Source organism: Lysobacter korlensis, assembly GCF_042434515.1.
Map to the genome: position 1 here is coordinate 377,140 of NZ_JBHLTG010000006.1, position 23,334 is coordinate 400,473.

A 23,334-nucleotide genomic window follows, 5' to 3' on the forward strand; every position below is an offset into this window, starting at 1 on the left:
CGATCCCCGCAGAACAGGAACCGCATGCCGCATCTCGTCCGATTCGTCTCGCCCCGCAATGCCGAGGTCGTGGAGGTGGAGGAGGAGCCGCTCGGCGAGGGACAGGTGTCGATCTCGACGATCTACTCCGGGATCTCCGCCGGAACCGAGCTGACGGCCTACCGCGGCAGCAATCCATACCTGAACAGCGAGTGGGACGCGGAGCGAAGGCTGTTCGTGCCCGGCACCACGAGCCGCTCGTACCCGCTGGACGCGTGGGGGTACGAAGAGGTCGGCCGGATCACCGCGGTGGGGCCGGGCGTGCCGGCGGACGCCGTCGGAAGCCTGGTGTGGGGAACCTGGGGGCATCGCTCGCAAGCCGTGAAGCCAGCGGAGTACGCGCTGGCCCGGACACTGCCGGAGTCGGACGACCCGGTGGCCGGCATCTTCGCGAAGATCGGGGCGATCGCCCTGAACGCCGTGCTCGACGCGGACATCCACGTCGGTGAGACCGTCGTGGTCTTCGGCGCCGGTGTGCCTGGGCAGATCGTCGCCCAGCTGGCGCGGCTGAACGGCGGCCGGGTGATCTCGGCGGACCTGGTACCGGCGCGGCGCGAGCTCGCCGAACAGCTCGGTGCCTGGCGAGTCCTCGACCCGAGCGCCGAGAGTGTCGCCGAGCAGGTCCGGGCGCTCACCGGCAACCGCGGCGCCGACGTGGTGATCGAGATGAGCGGCAGCTATCACGCGCTTCAGGAGGCGATCCGAACCGCTGCGTACAGCTCCCGTGTGGTCGTCGGAGGGTTCTTCCAGGGCGAGGCGACGCCAGTGCGGCTCGGGGAGGAGTTCCACCACAACCGGGTGCAGATCGTCGGCTCCCAGATCTCCGGAGTCGCCCCCTCGCTGCAGCACCGGTGGGATGAGCTCCGGATGTCGAGCACCGCCCTCGAGCTGGAGCGCGAGGGCCGGCTGCACCTGACCGAGCTGATCACGCACCTGGTCCCGGCGGAGGAGGCGCCGGAGATGTTCACCATGCTCGACACCCGACCAGAGGCCGCGCTCCAGGTCGTGCTCGACTACCGGGACGAGCGATGAGCACGCCCGCGCCCGCTCCGGCGTAGGCGTCGGCGATGTCCGATCTGCCGGCCGTTCTGGATCTCGCCCTCCGGATCACCGCAGCCATCGTGTTCGGTGCCGCCATCGGGCTCGAACGCCAATGGCGCCTGCGGACGGCGGGCATCCGGACGAACGCTCTGGTCTCCGTCGGGGCGGCGCTGTTCGTCATCGTCGGCGCGGTCGGGTGGACCGGCCCGGGCGCAGACCCCACTCGGGTGGCCGCGCAGGTGGTCTCCGGCATCGGCTTCCTCGGGGCCGGCGTCATCCTGCGCGACGGGCTGAACATCCGTGGGCTCACGACCGCCGCGACGCTGTGGTGCGCCGCCGCCGTCGGGTCGCTCGCCGGAGCCGGGATGTACCTGATCGCGCTGATCGGCACGGTCGCGATCGTGGCCACGAACACCCTGCTGCGGCCGCTCAGCCGGATGGTGAACCGCCGGACCGCCGTCCCGGAGGAGCCGGAGCCGGACGACCAGGAGGATCAGGACCAGGTCAACGACTACTCGCTCGAGTTCGTCACGACGGAGAAGAGCGAGACGAGGATCCGGGCCCTGATCCTCGAGGCGCTGTCCGGTCCGGAGTTCCACCTCCGTGGTGTCGACTCGGCGCCGATGAAGGAATCGCGGCGAAAGATCATCGCGACGGTCAGTGCACCCGCGTCACTGGACCGGGCGGCGCTGGACCGGCTGCTGCGCAGCATCGGGATGGACCCGAAGGTCACGTCGAGCCGGTGGTGGGTGGCCGAGCCGGACGAGTGAAACCGCAGCGGCCGAACGCCGAGACTCAGCCCCCGGCGCGGTAGCGGGCGAGGGCGTCCGCGTCGCGGGCGTGCGTCGCGGCCCGGCGTGCGGCGTCGAGCGCCTCCACCGGATCCGCGGCGTGCAGCGCCAGCTCGAGCTCCCGTTCGGCCTCAGTGAGCCGTGCCCGGGCGCCGGCGCCACCGGACCGGTCGCCGATCGCGCTTCGCGCCGCCGCGATCTGGCTGCGGGCGGAGAAGAGCGCCCCGTCCAGGGCCTCCCTCGCCGACCGCAGCCGCTGCTCTTGATTGCGCGCTGTCGCGAGCGCGGTGTCGAGGCGGCCGAGCGCCACCTGCACCTCATCGACCGCGCGCACCGGATCTCGCCGCGCACCCGGCGCAGTCTGCCCGGCGAGCACCCGTTCGACGTCCGCGACGGCACGGGTGATGGCGTCCGCCGAATCGGCGTCCGGCGCTGCGGCGCTCCGGGCACGCGCCTCGTCGAGCTGAGCCCGCGCCGCTGCGGTGACCCGCTCGAGCTCGCCGGCGGCCCGCTCGAGATTCCGTTCGTTCTCGTCCGCCGCATCCAGCGATGCGCTCGCTCGCTGCAGCTGGAGCTCTGCGGCTGAAATCGCGTCGCCGACCGCCGTCACGGGACCGGCGAGGCCCGACTCGGCCGTGGCGATGAGCTGCGCGGCCTGAGCCAGCTCCGCCGACGACGTCTGCACCGCACCGCGAGCCGGGGACACGGCCAGCTCGTCGTAGGAGGGGGTCAGCTGCTCCAGCGCCCGCGTCCGCTCCGCGGTGCGGGCTCGCAGTTCGTCCAGCCGACGGCGCGCCAGTCGGATTCGTTCGGGCGCGCTCGCTTCGGCGGAGCGCATTGCGCTGAACTCGCGCTCGTGCGCTTCGAGCGAGCGCAGCGATCTCTCCGTGAGCGTGAGGATGCGCCGGTTCCACTCGCGGCGGTGGCGGTCATCGTCCGGCGTCGCGTCGTCCAGCCGGCGCTTCAGCCGGAACGCTTCTGCCAGGTCACTGCGCGCGCTCGCAAGGGCGTCCGCGAACGGCCGAGCCCGGTCCGCGCCGAACTGCGCAGCGGCGAACGCCACATCCGCCGCGCTCGCCGTGACGGCGTCGTCGAGTCGCAAGAGGGCGCTGCCCGCCTCCAGCTCCGCGGCGCGCTCAGGCCGCGATGCGGGTGCCGCGCGGCGGTTCCGCCGCACCAGGAGGGCGATGCCGAGCACCGTCAGCAGGGCGAAGACGACCCCTACAGTGATGCCGGCGACGGTGAGCGCCCGCAGGAGCTCCGGTGCCATATGCCGATTGTACAAACCGCGCGCATCCTCCACGGTTTGGGCCCGATCCACACCTACAGTTGCCACGTGTGGCGTGGAGACAGACGACAAGACGGAATCTCAGAGGAGATGACCGATAACCACGCGCGCGCCCAGACCCAGGTGACCAGCCCGCACGCGATCAGCGTCGGGGATCCGGCGCTCAAGGCCACCAATGCGGCGGCACCGACCTGGGAGGACTGGCGCGCGCAGCTCTCCGGGCTCGGCGGGACTTCGCCGCTGCTCTGCTTCCCGGACAGCCGGCGGACGCGCATCGAGCTCTCCACCACGCATCCCGGCGGTCTCGCCCAGTTCATCACCGGCAAGCGCACCCTGCTCTCCAGCCTGATCCGCGACGAGCTGGCCCTGCGCTCGGCCAAGGTCGCCGCGGGCGCCATCGCCGCGAAGGGGATGGAGCTCTCCAGCGCCCGTGGCATCGACGCGGTGCATCTCGGCATCGGCGTGATCGAGTGGGCCCACGACGGGCTGTCGTTCCGCGCTCCCATCCTGCTGCGGCCGCTCGCCATCCGCCGCCACGGCCGCGACTTCGAGCTGAAGCTCAAGGGCGACGCGTCGCTGAACCCGGGCCTCGCCGCCGCCCTGAGCGAGCAGTTCGGCATCGTGCTCGACGCCGATGCGTTCGTCGCGATGGCGCACGACCAGGGCACGTTCAAGCCGAACGCCATCATCGACCGCCTGCGGGGGCTCACCGGCCACCTGGCCAACATCCGGATCGCGCCCCGCCTCGTCGTCTCCACCTTCGCCGACGTCGCGAGCGGCATGGTCGCGGATGCGGCGGAGCTCAGTCATCCGGTGCTGAACGCGCTCGCCGGCAACAGCTCCTCGCGCCGCGCCGTGAAAGAGGCGTTCAGCCCGGTGGAGCCGGCGCATCCGGACCGGCGCGAGCCCACGACGGACACGCTGCTGCTCGACGCGGACTCCGAGCAGGAATACGTCATCGCGCAGATCGCCGCGGGCAACTCCCTGGTCGTGAAGACCCTCCCGGGAACCGGCGGCACGCAGACGATCGTGAACGCGCTCGGCACGCTCGTGCAGCAGAACAAACGGGTGCTCGTGGTGAGCCCGCGCCGCGCGACGCTCCGCGACGTCGCGCAGCGCTTCGGCGACATCGGCCTCGGCGGCGTCTCGGTCACGCCCCGCACGCTGCGCCGCGACATCCTGCGCTCGATCAGCCGCGCCGAGCGGGCGAAGCAGCCGCAGCTCGCAGAAGTCGACGACGCGCTGGTGCGCCTGCGGAAGGTGCTGCTCGACTACCGCGGCGCGCTCTCGAAGCCGGATCCGGTGCTGAACGTCAGCGTGCTCGACTGCGTGACGGAGCTCAGCAGGCTCGCCCTGCTGCCGACGCCGCCGTCAACAACCGCCCGGCTCAGCCGCCGCGCAGTCGAGTCCCTCGTCACGGACCGGCACCGCGCGGCCGAGCTCATGGCCAGCGCGGCCCGCCTGGGCGAGTTCAAGTACGGCCCCGGGGATTCCGCCTGGTACGGCGCGGAGTTCGCCACGGGTGACGAGGCGAAGCGGGCGCACGCCCTCGCCCGGCGGCTGCACGAGGAGTCCTTGCCGCGGCTCTTGAAGCGAGGACAGGATCTCGTCGATTCGACGCCGTTGCGACCGTTCCGCACGGTCGGCGAGCTCGGCATCTACCTGCGCCTGCTCACGGACCTCCGCGACACCCTCGACAAGTTCGTCCCGTCCGTGTTCGACCGCTCCGTGTCGGAGCTCGTCGCCGCGACGGCGCCGCGCAAGGACAGCCGCGAGATGTCGAGTGTCAACCGCCGGCGCCTGCGCCGCCTCGCCCGCGAGTACGTGCGCCCAGGCGTGAACGTCGGCGACCTGCACGGCGCACTCACCCGCATCCAGCAGCAGCGTGTGCTCTGGCAGCGGTTCGCGAAGCCAGGCGCGACGCCTGAGGTGCCGGTCGGCATCGCCGACGTGCAGGTGCTGTACCAACAGGTCGCTCAGGACCTCCAGGCCCTCGACGGCCCGCTCGGCTTCACCGGCGGCTCCGCGCTGCTCGAGCAGCGCGCAATCGATGCGCTGCAGACCCTGCTGGCGGACCTCGCGGCCGAATCCGACGTGCTGGAGAACCTGCAGGAGCGGGCGCGGCTCGTCACCGACCTGCGCGGGCTCGACCTCGATCCGCTGATCACGGACCTCGCCATGCGGCACGTGCCTGAGCAGCAGGTCGCCGCCGAGCTGGAGCTCGCGTGGTGGAAGTCGGCCCTGGAGTCGCTGCTCGCCGCCGAGCGAGCGCTGCTCGGCGCGGACACCGCGGTGCTCGACCGGCTGGAGGCGGACTTCCGGCTGGTGGACGAGGCGCACTCAGCCGGCAGCTCGAGCCTGCTGGCCTGGCAGCTCGCGGAGGACTGGAAGCTCGGCCTCGCGGACTGGCCGGAGGAGACCGAGCTGCTGCGCAAGCTGCTGCGCACCGAGTCCTTCACCGCGTTCGACCTGCAGACCACCGCGCCGCACCTGTCGCGCACCATCGCGCCGATCTGGCTCGCCTCGCCGTACGAGGTGAACGAGATCGCCGACACCATGCCGTTCGACACGGTGATCCTGGTCGACGCGGGCGCCACGACCCTCGCCGAGAACGTCGGCGCGATCCGCCGTGCCAAGCAGGTCGTCGCGTTCGGCGACCCGGTGACGCAGACGCCGTCGCCGTTCCGGATCGCGATCAGCGAGGCGGAGGAGGCGGAACCCGGTGCGGCACAGTACGACCTCGACGAGCTGCACGCCGACTCGGCGCTCGCCCGGCTGGGGTCCCTGCTGCCGACCCTCGCGCTCACCCGAAGCTACCGCGCGGGCGGCGAAGACCTTGCCGAGCTGGTGAATCGCCGCTTCTACGGCGGCCGGATCGAGTCGCTTCCGTGGGCCGGCAGCTTCCTCGGGCACGGCAGCATCTCGGTGGACGTCATCCGCGACGGGCATGGCATGCCCGACGAGGAGACCGGCGCGGTGGAGAGCCCCGACGCCGAGGTGCACCGCGTCGTGGAGCTCGTCCTCGAGCACGCCGCAACGCGGCCGCACGAGTCGCTGATGGTGCTCACCGCAAGCCTGAAGCACGCGGTGCGGGTGGAGCAGGGGGTGCTCGGCGCGCTCGCCGGCCGCAGCGAGCTGACCCAGTTCCTCACCGGTGAGAGCTCGGAGCCGTTCGTGGTGCTGCCCGTCGAGCAGGCCGCCGCGCAGAGCCGCGACCGGGTCATCTTCTCGATCGGCTTCGGTCGCACGCCGCACGGACGGGTGCTGTCCAACTTCGGCGCGCTGGGGGAGCCGGGCGGTGAGCGTCTGCTCGCGGTGGCGATGACCCGTGCACGCCGGTCCATGACGATCGTCAGCTGCTTCGAGGCAGGCGACATCGATGACGGACGGATGCAGCACGGGGCGGTGGCGCTCGCGGAGATCCTCGGTGAGGTGTCCGCACGTCAGGCGCACGTGCCGCTGCCCGATGACAGCGATCCGATGCTCGTCGACCTGGCCCGCCGGCTGGAGGCCCGCGGCGTGCGCGTCGCGCTCGGGCACCGCGGGAAGCTGGGGCTGGTGGCGTCGAACGGCGGTATCTGCCTCACCATCGAGACGGACACGGTGCTGCACGGCACGAGCCTGCGCGAGTCGCTGCGGCTGCGGCCGGACATGCTGCGGCGGCTGGGCTGGCACTACCTGCGGGTGCACGCGTTCGAGCTGTTCAGCGACCCGGACGCCGTCGCCGACCGGATCTGCGTTCTGCTCGGTGCGAAGCAGGGACCGGTCACCGAGGAGATCGGTGTCGTCATCGCGCACGCCTGACGATGGCGGTGGACCCAGGGACGAGCCGGCCCAGCAGCCGGCTCCGCGCAGGCGCCGACGGGCGACCACGCCGCCGCCGCCCGGCTCGGATGCGGCACCGCTCCCGGAGCCTCCCCGCGGAACCGGCACCGAGAACGACGAGCGCCTGAAGGCCGACAAGCCCCCGCATTACTGACCCGCGTCGGCTACGGCTCGATCGCTACCCGCATAGTCCCCCCACCACCGGGCGGATCGTGCGTGATCACAGCGGTGACGTCACCCGGCCCGATGCCCTCGGGCGTTCCGAACAGATAGGCCGTGCGGGCGGAGTCGGCGGTGCAGCCGTGCATCGGGTCGTCCGTCTCGAAGGGCACGAAGGTGACGGAGATGGTGACTTCATCCAACGACTCGACGGCGATCGGGACCTGCGGGCAGCTGCTGCTGGTCGCGAAGACGATCCCGAACCGGTTCCGCCCGTCGACCCAACGCGCGATGATCCCGTCCTCCGCCGGAAGATCATCCGCCAGCGGGCTGCCCTCGGGAATGTCGTCCGGCATGTCCAGCGCGACGCTGCGTGGATCACCCGACGCCTGCGGCGTGCACGCTGCCAGCGCTGCGCAGAGAAGCGTGAAACCGATCGCCGCTGCACTCCACCGGTGGTTTTGCGGGTCGGCCGCGCGCGCCGGCCGTGACGCCCGTGCTCCCTCCATGAGCCGAGTGTGCGCTGAGCCCGGCTCACGCACAACCCAACGAATCACCGAATGGGCGCAATCCGTGCACGGCCCAGCGTCGAAACGCCGCAAATCGCCGGTTGAAGGCTCCGCAACCGGCAAGTCGACGCATCTCGACGTGCGTTGCGCCCGCGTCAGTGCGGGGGAGTGCGGTCCGTCGGCGCAGCGTCCGTGCGGCGGTCGGCGAGGAGGTCGCGGATGTCCTTCAGCAGCTCGAGCTCGGTCGGGGGAGTGTCGGCGGCGACCGCGGGCTTTCCCTCCTCCTGCTTCGCGAACGCGACGCGCTTCAGCCAGTTCATCGGTGTGACGAGGGCGAAGTACACCACCGTCGCGACGAGCACGAACTGGATCAGCGCGGCGAGCACCGCGCCGAAGCGGATGACGCTGTCGTTCTCGTCGCCGGGCGCGTCCCGGATCGTCCACCTGAGTGACTCGCTCAGGCTCTCCGCGTTGAAAATCGCACCGATCAGCGGGTTGAAGATGTCGTTCACGACGGAGTTCACGATCGCGGTGAACGCCGCGCCGATCACGACCGCGACGGCGAGGTCGATGACGTTCCCGCGGAGCAGGAACTCCTTGAACCCCTTGAGCATCAGCTCGCGGCCTTGGCGGGTGCCGATTCCTTCTTCGCGGGCGCGGGCGTGCTCGCCGGCTTCGAGTCGGACGACGACGACGAGGAGCCCGAGTCAGAGGCCGCGCCACTGGACGAATCCGAGCCCGAGCCCTCGCTCTTCGCCGGCGCGCGGCTGTCGGTGCGGTAGAACCCCGAGCCGGTGAAGCTCACGCCGATGGAGTTGTACACCTTGCGCAGCCGCCCCTGGCAGGTCGGACACTCGGTGAGGGCATCGTCGGTGAAGGCCTGCTGGATGTCGAACGCGGTGTCGCACTCGGTGCAACGGTAGGAGTAGGTGGGCACTTTGGGGATGGGTCCTTTAGAAGGTGAGGATTCCGGAAGGGCGGACGACCCCGTCGACGCGCTGGTCGTGCACCTCGCTGGGCACCTCGTCGACGAGCTCGCTGTCGAAGAGAACAGCATAAACCGGGGGACGCTTCTCCATCGACCCGAGCGTCTTGTCGAAGTACCCGCGGCCCCACCCCATCCGCATCCCGCGTGAGTCGACGCAGGCCGCCGGTGCGAGGATCAACTCCACTTCGCTGATCGCCATCGGGCTCAGCAGCTCGCTGGTCGGGGCCGGCATGCCGTACGGATCCAGCGCCTCCTCGCCGCCGTCATACGGGGCCCAGTCGAGCAGGCCGTCTTCTCGCGACACCGGGAGCAGAACCCTGATCCCGCGGTCGTGGGCCCAGTGCACGAAAGGGCGGATGTCGGGCTCCTCCGGCCGGGACAGATACGCAGCGACCGACCGTGCACCCAAGTCCGTCGCCAGTCGCTCGAGATTCTCGGTCAGCGCCACCGTTGCCGCGTCCCGCTCCGTGGACGGCATGATCCGGCGGCGCTCCCGCAGCTCGGCGCGGAGCGCCCGCTTCTCATTGCTGAGGTCGGCCGGCATGCAGCAATCCTATTTGTAGGCCTCCGCTACCCTTGCGGCATGACCTCCAGAATCACGAAGGCCGTCATCCCTGCCGCCGGGATGGGCACCCGGTTCCTTCCCGCCACCAAGGCGATGCCGAAGGAAATGCTCCCGGTGGTGGACAAGCCGGCCATCCAGTACGTGGTGGAGGAGGCGGTGGCTGCGGGGCTGCGTGACGTGCTGATGATCACCGGGCGCAACAAGAACGCCCTGGAGAACCACTTCGACCGGGTCGCCGAGCTCGAGGCGACGCTTGAGAAGAAAGGCGACACCGACCGGCTGGAGCAGGTCAACTACTCCTCGAGCCTCGCCGACGTCCACTATGTGCGGCAGGGCGATCCGCTTGGCCTCGGTCACGCGGTGCTCCGCGCGCGGATGCATGTCGGCAAGGAGCCGTTCGCGGTGCTGCTCGGCGACGACCTGATCGACGCCCGCGACGTGCTGCTCAGCCGGATGCTCGAGGAGGCGGAGAACCGTCAGGCGAGCGTCGTCGCGCTGCTGGAGATCGACCCCACGCTGACCCACATGTACGGCATCGCGACCGTCGAGACGACCGACCACGACGATGTCGTCAAGATCACTGGCCTCGTCGAGAAGCCGGCGGCGGAGAACGCGCCGTCCAATTACGCGATCATCGGGCGCTACGTGCTGCAGCCGGAGGTCTTCGACGTGCTGGAGGAGACGGAGCCCGGCAAGGGCGGGGAGATCCAGCTCACCGACGCGCTGCAGGTGCTCGCCGCAGACGAGTCGAGTGGCGGCGTCTACGGGCTCGTGTTCCGCGGTCGTCGCTACGACACCGGAGACCGGCTGGACTACATCAAGGCGATCGTGCAGCTCGCATGCTCAAGGGATGACCTGGGCCCGGACCTCCGTCCGTGGCTGAAGTCCTTCGTCGCGGAGATGTGACCCCGGTGGTGACCATTCCCACCCTCAGCCAGGGCGATATCAGCATCCGCCCCATCCGGCTGCGGGATTCCCGGGCGCTGGAGCGTGAACTGCTCGCGAACCGGTCCTGGCTGCGGAAGTGGGAGGCCACGAACCCGCATGCGCCCATGAGCTTCGACACCCGGGCGAGCATCCGCTCGCTGCTGAACAACGCCCGGGAAGGCGCGGGCATCCCGTTCGTGATCGAGTATCGCGGGGAGCTGGCCGGGCAGCTGAACGTCTCCGGGATCGCCTACGGGTCGCTGTCCTCGGCGACGATCGGCTACTGGGTGGCGGAGCGGTTCGCGGGGAAGGGGCTCACCCCCACCGCCGTCGCGCTCGCCACCGACCACTCTTTCTTCTCCGTCGGACTGCACCGAATGGAGATCTGCATCCGGCCGGAGAACGGGCCGTCGCTGCGCGTGGTCGAGAAGCTCGGCTTCCGCTATGAGGGACTCCGCCGTCGCTACATCCACATCAACGGCGACTGGCGCGACCATTTCTGCTTCGCGCTGACCGTCGAGGAAGTGCCCGGCGGCGTACTGCGGAGATGGCTGGACGGCCGGGCGCCGGTTGAGGACGCCGCCATCCCGATGGCTGACCGGGAGAAGGCGGCGTCCCCCCTGAAGATCGCGCCGTAGGTCGTTCCGGCCGGGCCTACAGCGCCATGAACGGCACGCCGAGCATCATCACCAGCGACACGGCGTAGATCACCATCGAGACGCCGATCAGGATGAATTGCACGCGCAGCTGACGCGCGACCGCCGCGACACCGAGCAGGAACAGCGAGATCGCCATCAGCACAGTCGTGAGAGTGAGGGTGTCGCCGTTCTTGTCGGCGATGTCACCGGCGGCGAAGGCGGCGATGGACTTGTCGTCCTCCTCGGCCCACGCGCTGTACAGGGCGTTCTGGTAGTCCTCGGAGTCGAACGGGCTGGCGTACTCGTTCGGGTTGGCGTCGTTCTGCTCGTTCGACCAGACGATCGCCGCGCTGAGCGTCTCGGACACCGACTGGAACTCGAGGGTCTGGAACTGGGTCTGCGCGATCGCCGCGCGAGCCGGGTCCTGGTCGCCCATCTCGATGGAGAGCTCGGTCATCCGGTCCCACAGCTGCACGTCGCGGATGTACTGCTGGTTCGCCTCGAGGTACAGCGACTCCGCCTCGGTCTGGGAATTCTGGCCAAGCGTGAACTGCTTCGCGGTCTCCCCGTCATACAGCGCCGCCTGGAACGAGGCGTACGCGGTGGTCACCGACACGACACCGAGCAGGATCGCGGTGACGAGCTCGACGCTGCTGAGCAAGCGCCCCAGTCGAGGCTGTGCGCGGCGTCGGCGAGCCGTGAGCTCGGCGGCTGCCGGCGCCTGCTCGGTGGCGGGCGCGGGTTCGGTGGGAACGGTGGTCTGGGTCGACACTGGCTGCTCCGTTTGCTGTGAGAGGGTGCGCGAGGCGGCGCAAGCCTAGCGGCGGGCCGACCCGCTGCCCGGGAGGCTCGCGAACTGAAGATTCTCAAGGAATGGTTGAAGCTTTCCGCGCGTCGCGCATCCTTCGGCGGCGTCGCCCCTACTTTTAACGCCATGGAGTTCACGGGCGGCGGTGCGGGCGTCATGCTGGCGCTTGCCGCCGTGCTCTGGCTCACCTACCTGGTGCCGTCCTGGTTCCGCCGCCGCGAGTACCTGGCGACCGAGCGGAACGCTGTCCGGCTGCAGCAGAGCCTGCGGATCCTGGCCGAGACCGCCGAGGTGCCCGCGGTGGTGCGCGCCGAATCGAACGCCCGCAGCGCGGCCGCGCAGGAGCGCGCACTGCGGGAGCTGGAGAAACGGCGGAAGCTCGAAGAGAAGCGGCTCGCCGCCGAAGCCCGGTCGCGCACTGCCGCAGCGTCCCGGGCATCCCGGGGCTCCGCCATCCCGGAGCCGGTCGTCGTCCGGCCTGCCGCGCCCGGTGTGCGTCCCACGCGGGCTGCCGCGACGCCGGCCCGCCCACCTCGCTCGCCGGAGTCGGTTCGCGCCGGTCGCCTGCGCCGCACGCGGCGGCTCGGCAGTCTGATGCTGCTCGTCGGCATCGGCTTGCTGCTCACCTTCGGGTGGATGCTCGCGACCGCGGGGGCGTCATTCATGGTTTCGCTCGGCATCACCGCCGGCGGCACGCTCTTCGTCCTCGCCATCGCGTTGCTCAACCGTCTCGCGGCGGTGTCGCGCTCCCTCGCACGTCCCACGGCGGGTTTCCGCCGGGTTCGTGCGGAGGTCGCCGACTTCGAGTTCGAGTCCGAGGTCCGCGAGTGGACGCCCGTGCCATTGCCGAAGCCGCTCTACATGTCGAAGCCCGTCGTCGCCCCACCGGTCATGGCCGACCCCCGCGAGGACGAGCGGAAGGCCGCCGCCGTGGAGGCCGGGGAGGTCACCCAGCTCGCCCCGGCGTCCAAGTTCGCGGCGATGGGGCACGTCGACCTCGCCGCCGGGCACGCTCCGGACCTCGAAGCCGCCATCCGCCGCCGCCTCAACCGCGCCGTCTAGAAGCGCGATCGCTGAGCCTGTCGAAGCGGCCGGCCTGCTGACACCGGTCCGAGTCAGCGGAGATCCGGCCCGACACAGCGCCGACTGGACGCTCACATCGGCGTGTCGGTGTGCGTCTCCGCGGACTCGTCCCGCCCGAACTAGACGGACGGCTCCACAGCCGCGCCCCGGAGCCGCGCGATCCGCCGCCGCGCCGCCTTCTCCGCGTGCGACGGAGCCCCCAGCAGCGTTCCGGCCGCGGCGAGCGCGATCCGCGTGCCGAGCACCGCGGGCACCGGGGATCTCCTCAGCCCCAGCAGCCTCCGGAACTCCGGCGGGATGGTCGCCACCGCGCCGGCGAACAGGATGCGGTAGGCGGGCATCATCCGCTTGTCGAGCGGCGGGTTCCGGATGAAGCGCACGGCCTGCTCAACACGCTCGTCGCGCCGCAGCACCCCGGTCGCGCGGAGCGTCTCGAGCTCCCCGCGCATCTCGGCGACCGAGGCGGGTGGGGACTGCACGCCGACCAGCTCGCCGGCCTGCGCCCACTCCCGCACGTAGGCGTCGCCGCCGCCCGGGATGGCTCCGCCCCACCGCTGCTGACAGGCGAGGAACGAGTCGGTGAAGGCGAGATGCACCCACCGCAGGAGCTCCGGATCGCCGGCGAAGTATGCACGCTCGCTTCCGCTGCCGTCGGTGTAGGTACCGGCGACCCGGGAGTGGAACCGCGCCACACGCTCGGACTCGCGACGGGCGAGCCCGGTGTCGGCGAACGTCGTCGTGACGAGCCAGCGAACCGTGCCGGAGAGCCGCCCGAGCGGATCCTGCTTATAGCGTGACCAGTCGTGCACCCCCGCCATCGCGCCCGGGTGCAGCGTCTGCATCAGCAGCGCGCGGATACCGGCGACGAGCGTCGGCATCCCGCCGTGCACGATCCACGCGGCGGAGCCTGGGCCGAAGAATCCGGCGTCGTCGCCGCCCTCGATCGCGTCGATCCACGGTGGGCGGCCGCTCTCCGCTCCCGAGAACATGTCGAGCATTCGAGCCTTCATCTGCTCCGACCACCGCGACATATCCCGATTGAATCACGCTCACCTCTGCGCACCCTTCTCAGGAAGTCCCGCTTCTGTCCCGAGTTCCGACCCCACCTCACGGAGGTGATAGCGTTATTTCCCGCATGGGCCTGTGGCGCAGTTGGTAGCGCGTCTCGTTCGCAATGAGAAGGTCAGGGGTTCGAATCCCCTCAGGTCCACCATGAAGGAGGCGTCGCCCGCCAGGGCGGCGCCTCTTCCGTGTGCAGGTCACGGCTGCATTCGCGGGTCCTCGGTCGGGTCGGCGTACATTGCAGGGCAACCGACGCCGATCGCCTCCGGGCGCAGCTCGAAGTGCCAGGACTCGTTCGCGTAGATCTGACACAGCCCATAGGCGGCGCCGTGTTCGGACAGCCAGGCTGTGGCATCGGAGTCCCCGATGTCGACCGCATTCCCAGACACATGAGGGGACCTGTCGGCGGGAGCGACCCATCGGGCGGCTTCCGCCTCCGAGCCGTACTCGGCGACCGCCCCGCTAAGAAGCTGATCCTGGTAGTCGGGGGAGCGCCATCCACTGTTGAGAGAGAACCCGATGCCGTGGCGAGCGGCGTCCGTGGTTGCCTCGCGCAGCGCCGCGAGCAGGTCGGAATCCAGGTTCGCGACACCGGGATACCGGTCATCGAACGGCGAAACGCCGTCGGGGAGGACGCCGTCGGCCTCGGTGATCCCGCCATGGTCTCCGCGGACGAGCTCGCTGAACGGCGGCGCCGAGAACGATGCTGACGCCGCGACGAGGATTCCGATGATCGCGACGGCAGCGGCAACGGGCATCAGGCCGGCACCGGTGGGCCTAGGAGTCCTTCGGGTCGTCGCTCGTGCTGCGGTCTGACTCATGCCGCCAGTCAAGGCGGCGTCGTGTTGCCACCCTGTATGCGGTTGACGATACGCCGACGATATGCGCCTGCGCCTAGCATCGGAGCATGCGTGTGCTGGTCGTCGAGGATGAGCCCTACATGGCCGAAGCCATCCGCGATGGGCTGCGGCTGGAGGCGATCGCGGCCGACGTCGCCGGGGACGGGAACACCGCTCTGGATCTGTTGAGCATCAACGCCTACGACATCGCCGTGCTCGACCGCGACATCCCAGGACCCTCCGGCGACGAGATCGCTGAGAGCATCGTTGCCTCCGGAAGCGGCACGCCGATCCTGATGCTCACCGCTGCGGACCGGCTGGACGACAAGGCCTCCGGGTTCGGACTCGGCGCCGACGACTACCTCACCAAGCCGTTCGAGCTGAAGGAGCTCGTGCTCCGCCTCCGGGCGCTCGACCGCAGGCGCGTCCACAGCAGGCCGCCCGTGCGCGAGATCGCGGGTCTGCGACTCGATCCGTTCCGCCGCGAGGTCTACCGGGACGGCCGGTATGTGCCGCTGACCCGCAAGCAGTTCGCCGTGCTGGAAGTGCTCGTCGCTGCCGAAGGCGGCGTTCTCAGTGCCGAAAAGCTTCTGGAGCGGGCGTGGGATGAGAACGCAGACCCGTTCACCAACGCCGTGCGCATCACCGTCTCGGCACTGCGCAAACGGCTCGGCGAACCGTGGCTTATCGCCACGGTGCCCGGCGTCGGCTACCGCATCGACGTCGCGCCCGACCCCGCGCCCGGGAGCGGGTCGTGAATCGGGAACGCGGTCTGAGCGTCCGGCTGAAACTGACGCTCAGCTACGCAGGGTTCCTCATGGTCGCCGGGGTCGTGCTGCTCGCGGCCGTGTGGGTGTTCCTGCTGCGCTACGTGCCGGAGCACGCGATGAGCACTCCGCGCGGATTCGTGCCGGGCCGCGACGACCTCGTGCGCGCCTTCGCCCCACCGGCCGCCTGGGCGCTGGTCTTCCTGCTGGCGTCCGGTCTTTCGGGAGGGTGGATTCTGGCAGGCCGGATGCTCGCCCCGCTGGACCGGATCACCGACGCGACACGCATGGCCGCAAGGGGGTCGCTCTCTCACCGGATCGAGATGGAAGGCCGCAGAGACGAGTTCCGGGAGTTCGCCGATAGCTTCGATGGCATGCTCGCACGGCTGGAAGCGCAGGTCGTGGAGCAGCAGAGGTTCGCGGCCAACGCATCCCATGAGCTGCGCACACCGCTGGCGGTCACGCAGATCCTCCTCGACGTCGCCCGGAACGATCCGAACCGCACCGGGGACGAACTCGTCGAACGCCTTCACGCGGTCAACGCACGAGCCATCGACCTCACCGAGGCCTTGCTCCTGCTCAGTCGCGCTGACCAGCGATCGTTCGCCCGGGAACACGTGGACCTTTCTCTCGTGGCGGAGGAGGCCTCGGAGACACTCCTGCCGCTCGCGGAGCAGCGGAGGAGCACCATCGAGACGTCTGGGGAGGTCGCTTCCGCGATCGGCTCGCACGCGTTGCTGCTGCAGATGACGACGAACCTCATCCACAACGCGATCGTGCACAACCTCCCGGAGCACGGCACCGTGCAGGTCAACACCGCACGTGGTCCCGGGCACGTCCTCCTCGTCGTCGAGAACACCGGCGACAAGCTGCCGCTGCAGCTGGTCTCGACCCTCACCGAACCGTTTCAGCGCGGCAGCGAACGCATTCGCACCCAGCACCACGCAGGTGTCGGCCTGGGCCTCGCGATCGTGAAGAGCATCACCCAAGCGCACAACGGGATCCTCACTCTCACGCCGCTGGCCGCCGGAGGACTTCGCGTCACGGTGCAACTGCCCGCCGCACCGGTCTAGGTGATGGGAAAGTCGAAATAGGTGTCCGGGTGCGGTTCGTCCCGCAGCGTGTAGTGCCACCACTCCGCCGGGTAGAAGCTGAACCCGCTGGCCTCCATGATCGAGCGAAGGCGTTGCCGATTCTGCTCCTCGGCTTCCGCGAGCCCCTCCGCTCCATGGTGCGAAAGCGAATCCATAAGGTCGTGATCGCCACCCATGTCCGCAAGCTCGCCGGTTGTCAGGTGGTAGAGCGTCAGGTCGACGGTGCTGCCGCGGCTGTGGCCTGACTCGGCGGCCACGTAGCCGAGGTCGAACATCTGGGGTCTGTCGATGTTCGGGTAGTGTCGCGGCTTCGTCCGGCCATCCTCCGGCTGTCTCGACCAGTGCAGGAAGCCGTTCACGGCGCGCTGCGGGCGGTAGCCGTCCCAGAGGAGCAGGCCGAAGCCGCGTGATGCGGCGTCGTCGCGTGCACGCTCCAGCGCCTCGCAGAGCGCCTTCGTCCCGACGATTCGATTGGCGTGGTACCCGTCGACGGGCTTGCCGGTGAAGTTGTCCCAGGTCGCGTACTTGGCGTCCCAGCGGATTCCGGGGATGTGTTCGTCCAGGTAGACGAATTCGGAGCTCATCGGCGGCGCCCCTCGAGTGCGAATGCGATCAGCCGGTCAAGGATCTCGGCGAGGGTGATGCCTTCTGCGGCCATCATGCGCGGATACCGGCTGTACGAAGTCATGCCGGGGAAGGTGTTCACCTCGTTGAGCACGATCTCGCCGTCTTCACGCAGGAACATGTCGACCCGCGCAAGTCCCCGGCAGCCGAGCGCACGATAGATGGCTCGAGCCGTCTGCTGCACGCGGAGTCGAGACTCCGGGGAGATCTCGGCCGGAACGAGAATGGCCGAGTTCTCGGAGCGTACCTCCGGCTGGTCCTCCTGATGGATCCGGAAGAAGCCGTGCGAGAGCCGAATCTGATCGACCTCCCCGACGATCAGGTCCGTGTCGCCTTCGAGCACCGCGCATCCGACTTCGCTGCCGGCAACAGCCTCCTCGATCAGCACCTTCGGGTCGTACTGTCTGGCCAGTTGCACTGCGCTCGGGAGCTCTTCCCTGCGGTCGACGCGACTGACCCCGAAGGAGGAGCCCGAGCGGGCCGGCTTCACGAAGACGGGGTAGGTGAGGCGCACCGGATCCACGTGCCCGTCGGCCGTCACCGTCCAGAATCTCGGGGTGGCGATCCCTGCACTTCTCACCACCAGATACGTGAGGGACTTGTCCATGGACAGTGCGGAACTTTGGACGTCGCATCCTACGTAGGGGATGCCGGAGAGGTCCAGCAGGCCTTGGATGGCGCCATCCTCGCCGAGTGTGCCGTGCAGCACGGGGACAACGACGTCGAGGCGGATGGTCTTCCAGCGGCCATCCACCTCGACGAGCAATCCGTGGACGGCTCGGTCGGGTGACAGCGTCGCGCCTCGGCAGTCGCCGTCCGCCCAGTCCGGGCCGGGGCGATCGCACAGCTTCCACTCGCCGCTTGAGGTGATGCCGACATAGACGGGCTCGTACTTGGCGAGGTTCAGGTTTCGCGCGACCTCCTGCGCGGACTTGACGGAGACGGGGTGCTCTTCGGAGGCTCCGCCGAAGATGACGGCGACCTTCAACTTAGCCATGCTGATGTCCTTCGAACTCGAGGCAGTTGTGGATGGTGTTATGGACGATGTCGAGCAGTGCGCGTTCGGTGTAGTAGGCGGTGTGCGGAGTGATGAGCACATTCGGCAGTCGCTGCAATCGCAGGAAGAGCTCGCTCTCGATCGGCCTGCTCCTGCGGTCGGTGTAGAAGATGCCCTCCTCGCCCTCCACGACATCGAGGGCCGCGCCGCCCAGTCGGCCGCCCTCCAGCGCTGAGAGGAGCGCCTCCGTGTCGACCAGCGAGCCCCGCCCGGTGTTGATGAGAAACGCGCCGGGCTTCATCTGCGCGATTCGTGGAAGGTTCAGCAGATGTCGGGTCTCAGCGCTGAGCGGGGTATGGAGCGTCACGAGGTCACTCCTCGAGAGCAGCTCGTCGAGGTGGACGTAGTCCACAGAGGTCTTCGGGCGGCGGTCGTAGGCCAGCACGCGGCAGCTGAACCCCCGCAGCCGATCGAGAACGGCTGCGCCGATGCGGCCGGTTCCGATCACCCCGATGGTCATGTCGCGGAGTTCCCGGCCTCGCACGTCACTCAGCCTGAAGTCGTGTGCCTCCGCGCGGACAATGGTCGATCGCGCGCTCCGCACCGCCATCAGCATGAGCATCAGCGTGTAGTCGGCGACGCTGTCGGGTGAGTACGCAACCCCCTCGACCGTGATGCCGATCCTCCGGGCGAAGTCCACGTCGATGTGGTTGTTCCCGGCGCTCCTTGTGGAGATGTACATGACGCCGGCCTCGCTGAGTGAGCGAAGGGTGGACTTCGGGATCTCGGTCTTGTGGTCGACGCTGATGCAGCGGTTCCCCTGCGTCAGCTCGATGTTCGCGTCGGAGACCGCTGCATCAGTGATGGTCAGGGTGACGCCGAACCGCGGCGCCATCTCGCGAAACAGGCCTGCTTCGTCCTGCCCGCATCCGTAGATCGATATCCCCGTCCCGAGGTCGACGGCATCCACCCCGCCATGCGCACCACGGTCACCGGTCGCGGCCGAGGAGGCTGACGACGCCAGCGGTCGGATGGGGAGGGAAACTGTTCGTGCGAGTTCTCTGTCGGCCACGCCTCCAGTCAAGGCAGCCCGGTGTTGTCACGACGTATGCGGTTTTCTATATGCCGGCGATATGCCCCCTCGTCGAGCAGCGCGGCGTCCGGCTCCGTCGCCGGGCTCCAGCGATCCAGGCCCCGGTGAGAAAGGCGCCGCATGGTGGCCGGGTCGAGGCTGTGCCGATGGTCCCGAGGAACGCGACTCCGACTCGTTCCGGCCGAACCGTCGCCGAGGGGCTTCCGGGGCGGTTCGGTTAGGGTGCGGGGATGCCGTCCGACGCTGAGCGCACCCAGTTCATCATCGATGTCTTGACCGACGCGTTCTCAGACCTGGCGGCGCACGACCCGGCCGCGTTCCGGCGAAGGTACCGAGCGATGGCCGCGGACCCCTTCGCCTTCTACCGGGGCACCGCGTGCCTGTTCTATGCCGACATCCGCGACAGGAAAGACCGGTGGGCGGACGAGCGCTCCAGCCGGGTATGGATCCAGGGCGATCTGCACGTGGAGAACTTCGGCACGTATATGAACAGCGACGGCGTGCTGGTGTTCGACGTCAACGACTACGACGAGGCGTATCTCGGCCACTTCACCTGGGACCTGTTGCGGCTGGCTGCGAGTCTCGCGGTGATGGGCTGGACCAAGGCCATGCCGGACGAAGACATCACCGAGCTCACCCGGATCTACCTTCGGGCCTACCTCGACCAGGTGCACACCTTCGTCGACAGCGACAGGGACCACCAGTGGTCCTTACGGCTGGACACCGCACGCGGCGCGGTGCTCGAAGCGCTCCTCGTCGCCCAGCTGGCCACCAGGATCGACCTGCTGGAGAAGGTCACGGTGGTGGAGGACTACATCCGGCGCTTTCGGTATTCACCGTCCGCGCGCGAACTGCCGGCCGAGGAGCGGGCGGTGGTGGAGGACGCCTACTCCGCATATCTCGACACCATTCCCAGGTCGAAGCGGCTGGGAAGCCTGACGTACCACTTGAAGGATGTGGTCGGCAAGAGCGGCTTCGGGGTCGGGAGCGCCGGTCTGCCGGCGTACACGCTTCTGGTCGAGGGGCGGAGCCAGGCTCTCGAGAACGACGTGGTGCTGACCATGAAGCAGGGCGCCGTCGCTGCGCCCAGCCGGATCGTCACCCACGAGGACGCACTGGACTACTTCGAGCACGAAGGGCACCGCACCGCGGTCTCGCAGCGCGCGCTGCAGGCCAGGGCGGATCCGTGGCTTGGCTGGACCCGCATGAACGGCGGCCCGCACGATGGTGTCGGTTTCGTCGTCCAGGAATACTCCCCGTACGAGGCGGACCTCGACTGGTCCGCGCTCACTGAGGCGGAGCAGATGGGGGAAGTCCTCGAGCAGCTCGGCCGGGCCACCGCGAAGGTGCATTGCGTCTCGGATGTCGATGACGAGAACACGCCGCTGGTGGACTTCCAGACCGAGGAAGCCATCGTCGCAGTGATCGATGGCGCGGAGGACGAGCTGATCGCCGAGCTGGCGGAGTTCGGGCTGGACTACGGTGCGCGCGCCCGCGCCGACCACGCCCTGTTCGTGGACGCCTTCCGTGAGGGGCGCATTCCCGGTGTCGGCCCGAGCGACTCGCACCCCCAGTGACCATGGTCCGGTCCCGTGCTCCGCGCTGATGGGCTCCGGGGTCACCCGCGAAGGGCGAGTGCGAACGGCAGCACAGCGGATGCCCCGGCCAGCCGCAGCTGGCGGGATGCGACCGTAAGCGTCCAGCGGGAGTCCGCGAAGTCGTCGATCAGCAGGATCGGAGCCGTCGGAGCGGTCTCGGCCAACGCGGTCGGAGGCGTGAACGCGCTCCAGACCGCGGCGAGGCGGTATGCGCTGTTGCCGCCCGGTTTCCCGGCGGGACCGGGCCCTGCGTACTCCAGGGAACCGAGGTACTGCAGCCTGCCCGCTTCGGCGAGGCCGCGCGCCACCGACTCGATCAGCAGCGGCCGGGATCGGGATGGCATCGCCGCCACCGACGCGGGTCGTTCGGCCCATGGCCAGTCGGCGAGCACGCGGATGCACGCGGCGATCAGCTCCCGGGAGGCCGGCGCGTCCGCCGCGTTCGCGGCCAGCAGGTCACGACACCAGCGCCCCGCGGAGGTGATGTCGGTGAGACGTGCGAGCGCACGGCCCTCGAGCATGCGTTCCGCCGGCGGAATATTGCCCTTGACCGGCACGCCGAGCCGTTCGGCCGCGGTGGGCCACTGTGCGCGCGGCTCGATCGGCACACCGACCCGGTCGAGCGAGGCGTTGGCGCGTGCGGCGGCATCCGCCGACGCGTCGGCCGGGAACCAATCGCCCGCGCAGTTGTCGCAGCGACCGCACGGTGTCGCCGTCTCGTCATCGAGCGTGCGCTGGAGGTATTCCATGCGGCACGAGCCTGTGCGCTCGTATTCCAGCATGTGCTGCTGCTCGGCGACGCGCTCGGCGGCGATGCGCTCGTAACGGTCGGCGTCGTAGGTCCACGGCGCTCCTGTGGTGATCCATCCGCCACGGACCTTCCGCACCGCGCCATCGACGTCGAGCACCTTGAGCAGCAGTTCGAGGCGTGTCCGGCGGATGTTGACGCGTGCCTCCAGCGCGGGCGTCGACAGCGGGGCGCCGTTCTCCAGCGCAAGCTCGTCGAGCACCGCGTTCGCGAGCTGTTGCGAGGGCATCGAGGCGGTTGCGAAATACGACCAGATCGCCTGGTCTTCCGGGCCAGGGAGGAGCAGCACATCCGCGTTGGCGGTGGCGCGACCGGCGCGGCCGACCTGCTGGTAGTAGGCGACGGGTGAACTCGGTGCGCCGAGGTGCAGCACGAAGCCGAGGTCGGGTTTGTCGAAGCCCATGCCGAGGGCGCTCGTCGCGATGAGCGCCTTCACCTCGTTGTCCTTCAGCGCCGCCTCGGACGCCTCGCGCTCGCCGGGATCCGTCTGGCCGGTGTAGGCGCGGACGTTGTGACCGGCCTCGCGCAGCAGGCGAGCAGTGTCCTCGGCGGCGGACACCGTGAGGGTGTAGATGATGCCGGAGCCGGGGAGATCGCCCAAATGGGTCAGCAGCCAGGCGAGCCGCGCCGCGGCGTCGGGCAGTGTGAGCACCCCGAGTCGAAGCGATGTGCGGGCGAGCGGGCCGCGGATGGTGTGGACCGGGTGCCGGTCCGCGGCGTCGTCGTGGTCGGCGGCCGCTGGGGGTGGAGACAGCTGCTCCGCGACATCCGTCACCACCCGTGAGTTCGCGGTCGCCGTCGTCGCAAGCACCGGAACGCCGTCCGGGATCACGGTGATCAGCTCCCGCAGGCGGCGGTAGTCCGGGCGGAAGTCGTGCCCCCAATCCGAGATGCAATGGGCCTCGTCGACGACGAGCATGCCCACGTTCCGCACGAGGGCGGGCAGCTGCTCCTCGCGGAACGTCGGGTTGTTGAGCCGCTCGGGCGAGACCAGCAGCACGTCGACCTGGTCGGCGTCGAGAGCGGCCCGCACGTCCGCCCATTCGTGCGGGTTGGTGGAGTTGATGGCCACCGCACGCACACCAGCGCGAGCCGCCGCAGCGATCTGATCGCGCATGAGCGCCAGCAGCGGCGACACGAGGACGGTGGGGCCCGCACCGCGCTGCCGCAGCAGCAAGGTCGCAACGAAGTACACCGCGGACTTGCCCCACCCGGTGCGCTGCACGACGAGCGCGCGCTGCCGTTCGTCGACGAGCGCCGAGATCGCCTCGAATTGACCCTCGTGGAAGTCGGCATCGCTGCGCCCGACCAGCGTGCGCAGTATGTCGAGGGCATCGCCGCGGGTGTTCGTCACCCGCTCAGCCTGTCACGGGCGGGTGACAGGCCGGGTGACGCGGGTCAGCGGGGGCTGGCGTGCCTCAGCGGACGTCCCGGTGCTGCTTGCGCGTCACCGCGAGGTAGATCGAGATGAAGACGATCGAGCAGATGATGGAGATGATCCACCGGAGCCAGTCGATGCCCTCCGTGTCACCAACCCCGAGCAGGTTGGCGAGCAACTGCCCGACGATCGCACCGAGGATGCCGAGGATGATGGTCCAGAGCATGCCGATGTTCTGCTTGCCGCGCATGAACAGCCGCGCAAGGGCGCCGATGATGGCGCCGAAGATGATGGTTCCGATGATGTCGAGCATGGGTGTCGCCTTTCCATTCGGTTCGACCATGTTTGCAGTCCAGAACTTACCCAGCCCGCCGCCGCGCCGGAATGCTTCCGACGAACCTCTCGGAAAGGGT

At 69.4% G+C, this 23,334-nt stretch carries 22 protein-coding genes and 1 tRNA gene; 10 read left to right on the forward strand and 13 right to left on the reverse strand.

Going from position 1 to position 23,334, the window contains the following annotated elements:
* The first annotated feature begins 24 nt into the window (after positions 1-24).
* Positions 25-1,071 (forward strand): zinc-dependent alcohol dehydrogenase, encoded by a 1,047-nt coding sequence (locus ACFFGH_RS24200; RefSeq protein ID WP_386673121.1) that lies wholly within the window; start codon positions 25-27, stop codon positions 1,069-1,071.
* Positions 1,072-1,106: 35 nt separating this feature from the next.
* Positions 1,107-1,850 carry an MgtC/SapB family protein gene (locus ACFFGH_RS24205; protein WP_386673123.1) on the forward strand — a complete coding sequence of 248 codons (744 nt, stop codon included), beginning with the start codon at positions 1,107-1,109 and terminating at the stop codon, positions 1,848-1,850.
* Positions 1,851-1,875: 25 nt separating this feature from the next.
* On the opposite strand, the gene ACFFGH_RS24210 is transcribed toward ACFFGH_RS24205, so the two are convergent.
* Entirely contained in the window at positions 1,876-3,141 is a 1,266-nt protein-coding gene (locus ACFFGH_RS24210) for a coiled-coil domain-containing protein (protein WP_386673124.1), read from the reverse strand.
* A gap of 108 nt (positions 3,142-3,249) precedes the next feature.
* Between ACFFGH_RS24210 and ACFFGH_RS24215 the strand changes: the two genes are divergently transcribed.
* The gene (locus ACFFGH_RS24215) at positions 3,250-6,963 is read left to right on the forward strand and encodes a hypothetical protein (RefSeq protein ID WP_386673126.1); all 3,714 of its coding nucleotides are present in this window, start codon (positions 3,250-3,252) and stop codon (positions 6,961-6,963) included.
* 185 nt (positions 6,964-7,148) lie between these two features.
* Here the strand turns inward: ACFFGH_RS24215 and ACFFGH_RS24220 are convergent, their stop codons facing one another.
* The 4 genes from ACFFGH_RS24220 to ACFFGH_RS24235 form a co-directional block, all read right to left on the reverse strand.
* Complete coding sequence (locus ACFFGH_RS24220) at positions 7,149-7,652, reverse strand: hypothetical protein (RefSeq protein ID WP_386673127.1); 504 nt, start codon at positions 7,650-7,652, stop codon at positions 7,149-7,151.
* Between the two features lie 155 nt (positions 7,653-7,807).
* Complete coding sequence (gene mscL, locus ACFFGH_RS24225; RefSeq protein WP_386673129.1) at positions 7,808-8,266, reverse strand: large conductance mechanosensitive channel protein MscL; 459 nt, start codon at positions 8,264-8,266, stop codon at positions 7,808-7,810.
* Positions 8,266-8,589 carry an FmdB family zinc ribbon protein gene (locus ACFFGH_RS24230; protein ID WP_386673131.1) on the reverse strand — a complete coding sequence of 108 codons (324 nt, stop codon included), beginning with the start codon at positions 8,587-8,589 and terminating at the stop codon, positions 8,266-8,268. The genes mscL and ACFFGH_RS24230 overlap by 1 nt, the downstream gene beginning before the upstream one ends.
* 16 nt (positions 8,590-8,605) lie before the next feature.
* Positions 8,606-9,184: a 5-formyltetrahydrofolate cyclo-ligase gene (locus ACFFGH_RS24235; RefSeq protein ID WP_386673133.1), complete on the reverse strand. Its 579-nt coding sequence runs from the start codon at positions 9,182-9,184 to the stop codon at positions 8,606-8,608.
* Between the two features lie 39 nt (positions 9,185-9,223).
* Between ACFFGH_RS24235 and galU the strand changes: the two genes are divergently transcribed.
* Both galU and ACFFGH_RS24245 read left to right on the forward strand, forming a co-directional pair.
* Positions 9,224-10,111, forward strand: a complete 888-nt coding sequence (gene galU / locus ACFFGH_RS24240) for a UTP--glucose-1-phosphate uridylyltransferase GalU (RefSeq protein ID WP_386673135.1) — start codon at positions 9,224-9,226, stop codon at positions 10,109-10,111.
* Positions 10,112-10,119: 8 nt separating this feature from the next.
* Positions 10,120-10,770, forward strand: coding sequence for a GNAT family N-acetyltransferase (locus ACFFGH_RS24245; RefSeq protein ID WP_386673136.1), 651 nt, complete (start codon positions 10,120-10,122; stop codon positions 10,768-10,770).
* Between the two features lie 16 nt (positions 10,771-10,786).
* Here ACFFGH_RS24245 and ACFFGH_RS24250 read toward each other — a convergent pair whose 3' ends face one another.
* Positions 10,787-11,542: a hypothetical protein gene (locus tag ACFFGH_RS24250; protein ID WP_386673137.1), complete on the reverse strand. Its 756-nt coding sequence runs from the start codon at positions 11,540-11,542 to the stop codon at positions 10,787-10,789.
* A 162-nt stretch (positions 11,543-11,704) separates the two neighbouring features.
* Between ACFFGH_RS24250 and ACFFGH_RS24255 the strand changes: the two genes are divergently transcribed.
* Positions 11,705-12,640 carry a hypothetical protein gene (locus ACFFGH_RS24255; protein ID WP_386673139.1) on the forward strand — a complete coding sequence of 312 codons (936 nt, stop codon included), beginning with the start codon at positions 11,705-11,707 and terminating at the stop codon, positions 12,638-12,640.
* Positions 12,641-12,780: 140 nt separating this feature from the next.
* Here the strand turns inward: ACFFGH_RS24255 and ACFFGH_RS24260 are convergent, their stop codons facing one another.
* A complete protein-coding gene (locus tag ACFFGH_RS24260) occupies positions 12,781-13,692 on the reverse strand; it encodes an oxygenase MpaB family protein (RefSeq protein WP_386673140.1) in 912 nt (303 codons plus the stop codon).
* A gap of 106 nt (positions 13,693-13,798) precedes the next feature.
* On the opposite strand from ACFFGH_RS24260, the gene ACFFGH_RS24265 reads away from it, so the two are divergent.
* Positions 13,799-13,874: transfer RNA gene (locus tag ACFFGH_RS24265), tRNA-Ala, on the forward strand.
* 46 nt (positions 13,875-13,920) lie between these two features.
* On the opposite strand, the gene ACFFGH_RS24270 is transcribed toward ACFFGH_RS24265, so the two are convergent.
* Positions 13,921-14,481: a M15 family metallopeptidase gene (locus tag ACFFGH_RS24270; protein WP_386673142.1), complete on the reverse strand. Its 561-nt coding sequence runs from the start codon at positions 14,479-14,481 to the stop codon at positions 13,921-13,923.
* Between the two features lie 149 nt (positions 14,482-14,630).
* Between ACFFGH_RS24270 and ACFFGH_RS24275 the strand changes: the two genes are divergently transcribed.
* Both ACFFGH_RS24275 and ACFFGH_RS24280 read left to right on the forward strand, forming a co-directional pair.
* A complete protein-coding gene (locus ACFFGH_RS24275) occupies positions 14,631-15,320 on the forward strand; it encodes a response regulator transcription factor (protein ID WP_386673144.1) in 690 nt (229 codons plus the stop codon).
* Positions 15,317-16,402, forward strand: a complete 1,086-nt coding sequence (locus tag ACFFGH_RS24280; RefSeq protein ID WP_386673146.1) for a sensor histidine kinase — start codon at positions 15,317-15,319, stop codon at positions 16,400-16,402. The genes ACFFGH_RS24275 and ACFFGH_RS24280 overlap by 4 nt, the downstream gene beginning before the upstream one ends.
* Here ACFFGH_RS24280 and vanX read toward each other — a convergent pair.
* The 3 genes from vanX to ACFFGH_RS24295 are packed head-to-tail and all read right to left on the reverse strand — an operon-like array spanning position 16,399 to position 19,014.
* Positions 16,399-17,007: a D-Ala-D-Ala dipeptidase VanX gene (vanX, locus tag ACFFGH_RS24285; protein WP_386673148.1), complete on the reverse strand. Its 609-nt coding sequence runs from the start codon at positions 17,005-17,007 to the stop codon at positions 16,399-16,401. The genes ACFFGH_RS24280 and vanX overlap by 4 nt on opposite strands.
* The gene (gene vanA / locus ACFFGH_RS24290; RefSeq protein ID WP_386673150.1) at positions 17,004-18,044 is read right to left on the reverse strand and encodes a D-alanine--(R)-lactate ligase; all 1,041 of its coding nucleotides are present in this window, start codon (positions 18,042-18,044) and stop codon (positions 17,004-17,006) included. Before vanA ends, vanX begins: the two co-directional genes overlap by 4 nt.
* A complete protein-coding gene (locus ACFFGH_RS24295) occupies positions 18,037-19,014 on the reverse strand; it encodes a D-isomer specific 2-hydroxyacid dehydrogenase family protein (protein WP_386673151.1) in 978 nt (325 codons plus the stop codon). The genes vanA and ACFFGH_RS24295 overlap by 8 nt, the downstream gene beginning before the upstream one ends.
* Positions 19,015-19,367: 353 nt before the next feature.
* On the opposite strand from ACFFGH_RS24295, the gene ACFFGH_RS24300 reads away from it, so the two are divergent.
* Positions 19,368-20,714 (forward strand): DUF2252 domain-containing protein, encoded by a 1,347-nt coding sequence (locus ACFFGH_RS24300; RefSeq protein ID WP_386673152.1) that lies wholly within the window; start codon positions 19,368-19,370, stop codon positions 20,712-20,714.
* A gap of 41 nt (positions 20,715-20,755) precedes the next feature.
* Here the strand turns inward: ACFFGH_RS24300 and ACFFGH_RS24305 are convergent, their stop codons facing one another.
* Positions 20,756-22,897 (reverse strand): RecQ family ATP-dependent DNA helicase, encoded by a 2,142-nt coding sequence (locus ACFFGH_RS24305; RefSeq protein ID WP_386673154.1) that lies wholly within the window; start codon positions 22,895-22,897, stop codon positions 20,756-20,758.
* A 64-nt stretch (positions 22,898-22,961) separates the two neighbouring features.
* Complete coding sequence (locus tag ACFFGH_RS24310) at positions 22,962-23,234, reverse strand: GlsB/YeaQ/YmgE family stress response membrane protein (RefSeq protein WP_386673155.1); 273 nt, start codon at positions 23,232-23,234, stop codon at positions 22,962-22,964.
* Between the last annotated feature and the right edge of the window lie 100 nt (positions 23,235-23,334).

What these genes read in the sequence shown, in the direction of transcription:
- mscL (WP_386673129.1), bottom strand. Translation starts at nt 8,266, where the DNA reads ATGCTCAAGGGGTTCAAGGAGTTCCTGCTCCGCGGGAACGTCATCGAC.
- ACFFGH_RS24235 (WP_386673133.1), bottom strand. Translation starts at nt 9,184, where the DNA reads ATGCCGGCCGACCTCAGCAATGAGAAGCGGGCGCTCCGCGCCGAGCTG.
- ACFFGH_RS24310 (WP_386673155.1), bottom strand. Translation starts at nt 23,234, where the DNA reads ATGCTCGACATCATCGGAACCATCATCTTCGGCGCCATCATCGGCGCC.
- vanA (WP_386673150.1), bottom strand. Translation starts at nt 18,044, where the DNA reads ATGGCTAAGTTGAAGGTCGCCGTCATCTTCGGCGGAGCCTCCGAAGAG.
- ACFFGH_RS24200 (WP_386673121.1), top strand. Translation starts at nt 25, where the DNA reads ATGCCGCATCTCGTCCGATTCGTCTCGCCCCGCAATGCCGAGGTCGTG.
- galU (WP_386673135.1), top strand. Translation starts at nt 9,224, where the DNA reads ATGACCTCCAGAATCACGAAGGCCGTCATCCCTGCCGCCGGGATGGGC.
- ACFFGH_RS24210 (WP_386673124.1), bottom strand. Translation starts at nt 3,141, where the DNA reads ATGGCACCGGAGCTCCTGCGGGCGCTCACCGTCGCCGGCATCACTGTA.
- ACFFGH_RS24260 (WP_386673140.1), bottom strand. Translation starts at nt 13,692, where the DNA reads ATGTCGCGGTGGTCGGAGCAGATGAAGGCTCGAATGCTCGACATGTTC.
- ACFFGH_RS24220 (WP_386673127.1), bottom strand. Translation starts at nt 7,652, where the DNA reads ATGGAGGGAGCACGGGCGTCACGGCCGGCGCGCGCGGCCGACCCGCAA.
- ACFFGH_RS24215 (WP_386673126.1), top strand. Translation starts at nt 3,250, where the DNA reads ATGACCGATAACCACGCGCGCGCCCAGACCCAGGTGACCAGCCCGCAC.
- ACFFGH_RS24270 (WP_386673142.1), bottom strand. Translation starts at nt 14,481, where the DNA reads ATGCCCGTTGCCGCTGCCGTCGCGATCATCGGAATCCTCGTCGCGGCG.
- ACFFGH_RS24275 (WP_386673144.1), top strand. Translation starts at nt 14,631, where the DNA reads ATGCGTGTGCTGGTCGTCGAGGATGAGCCCTACATGGCCGAAGCCATC.
- vanX (WP_386673148.1), bottom strand. Translation starts at nt 17,007, where the DNA reads ATGAGCTCCGAATTCGTCTACCTGGACGAACACATCCCCGGAATCCGC.
- ACFFGH_RS24205 (WP_386673123.1), top strand. Translation starts at nt 1,107, where the DNA reads ATGTCCGATCTGCCGGCCGTTCTGGATCTCGCCCTCCGGATCACCGCA.
- ACFFGH_RS24300 (WP_386673152.1), top strand. Translation starts at nt 19,368, where the DNA reads ATGCCGTCCGACGCTGAGCGCACCCAGTTCATCATCGATGTCTTGACC.
- ACFFGH_RS24255 (WP_386673139.1), top strand. Translation starts at nt 11,705, where the DNA reads ATGGAGTTCACGGGCGGCGGTGCGGGCGTCATGCTGGCGCTTGCCGCC.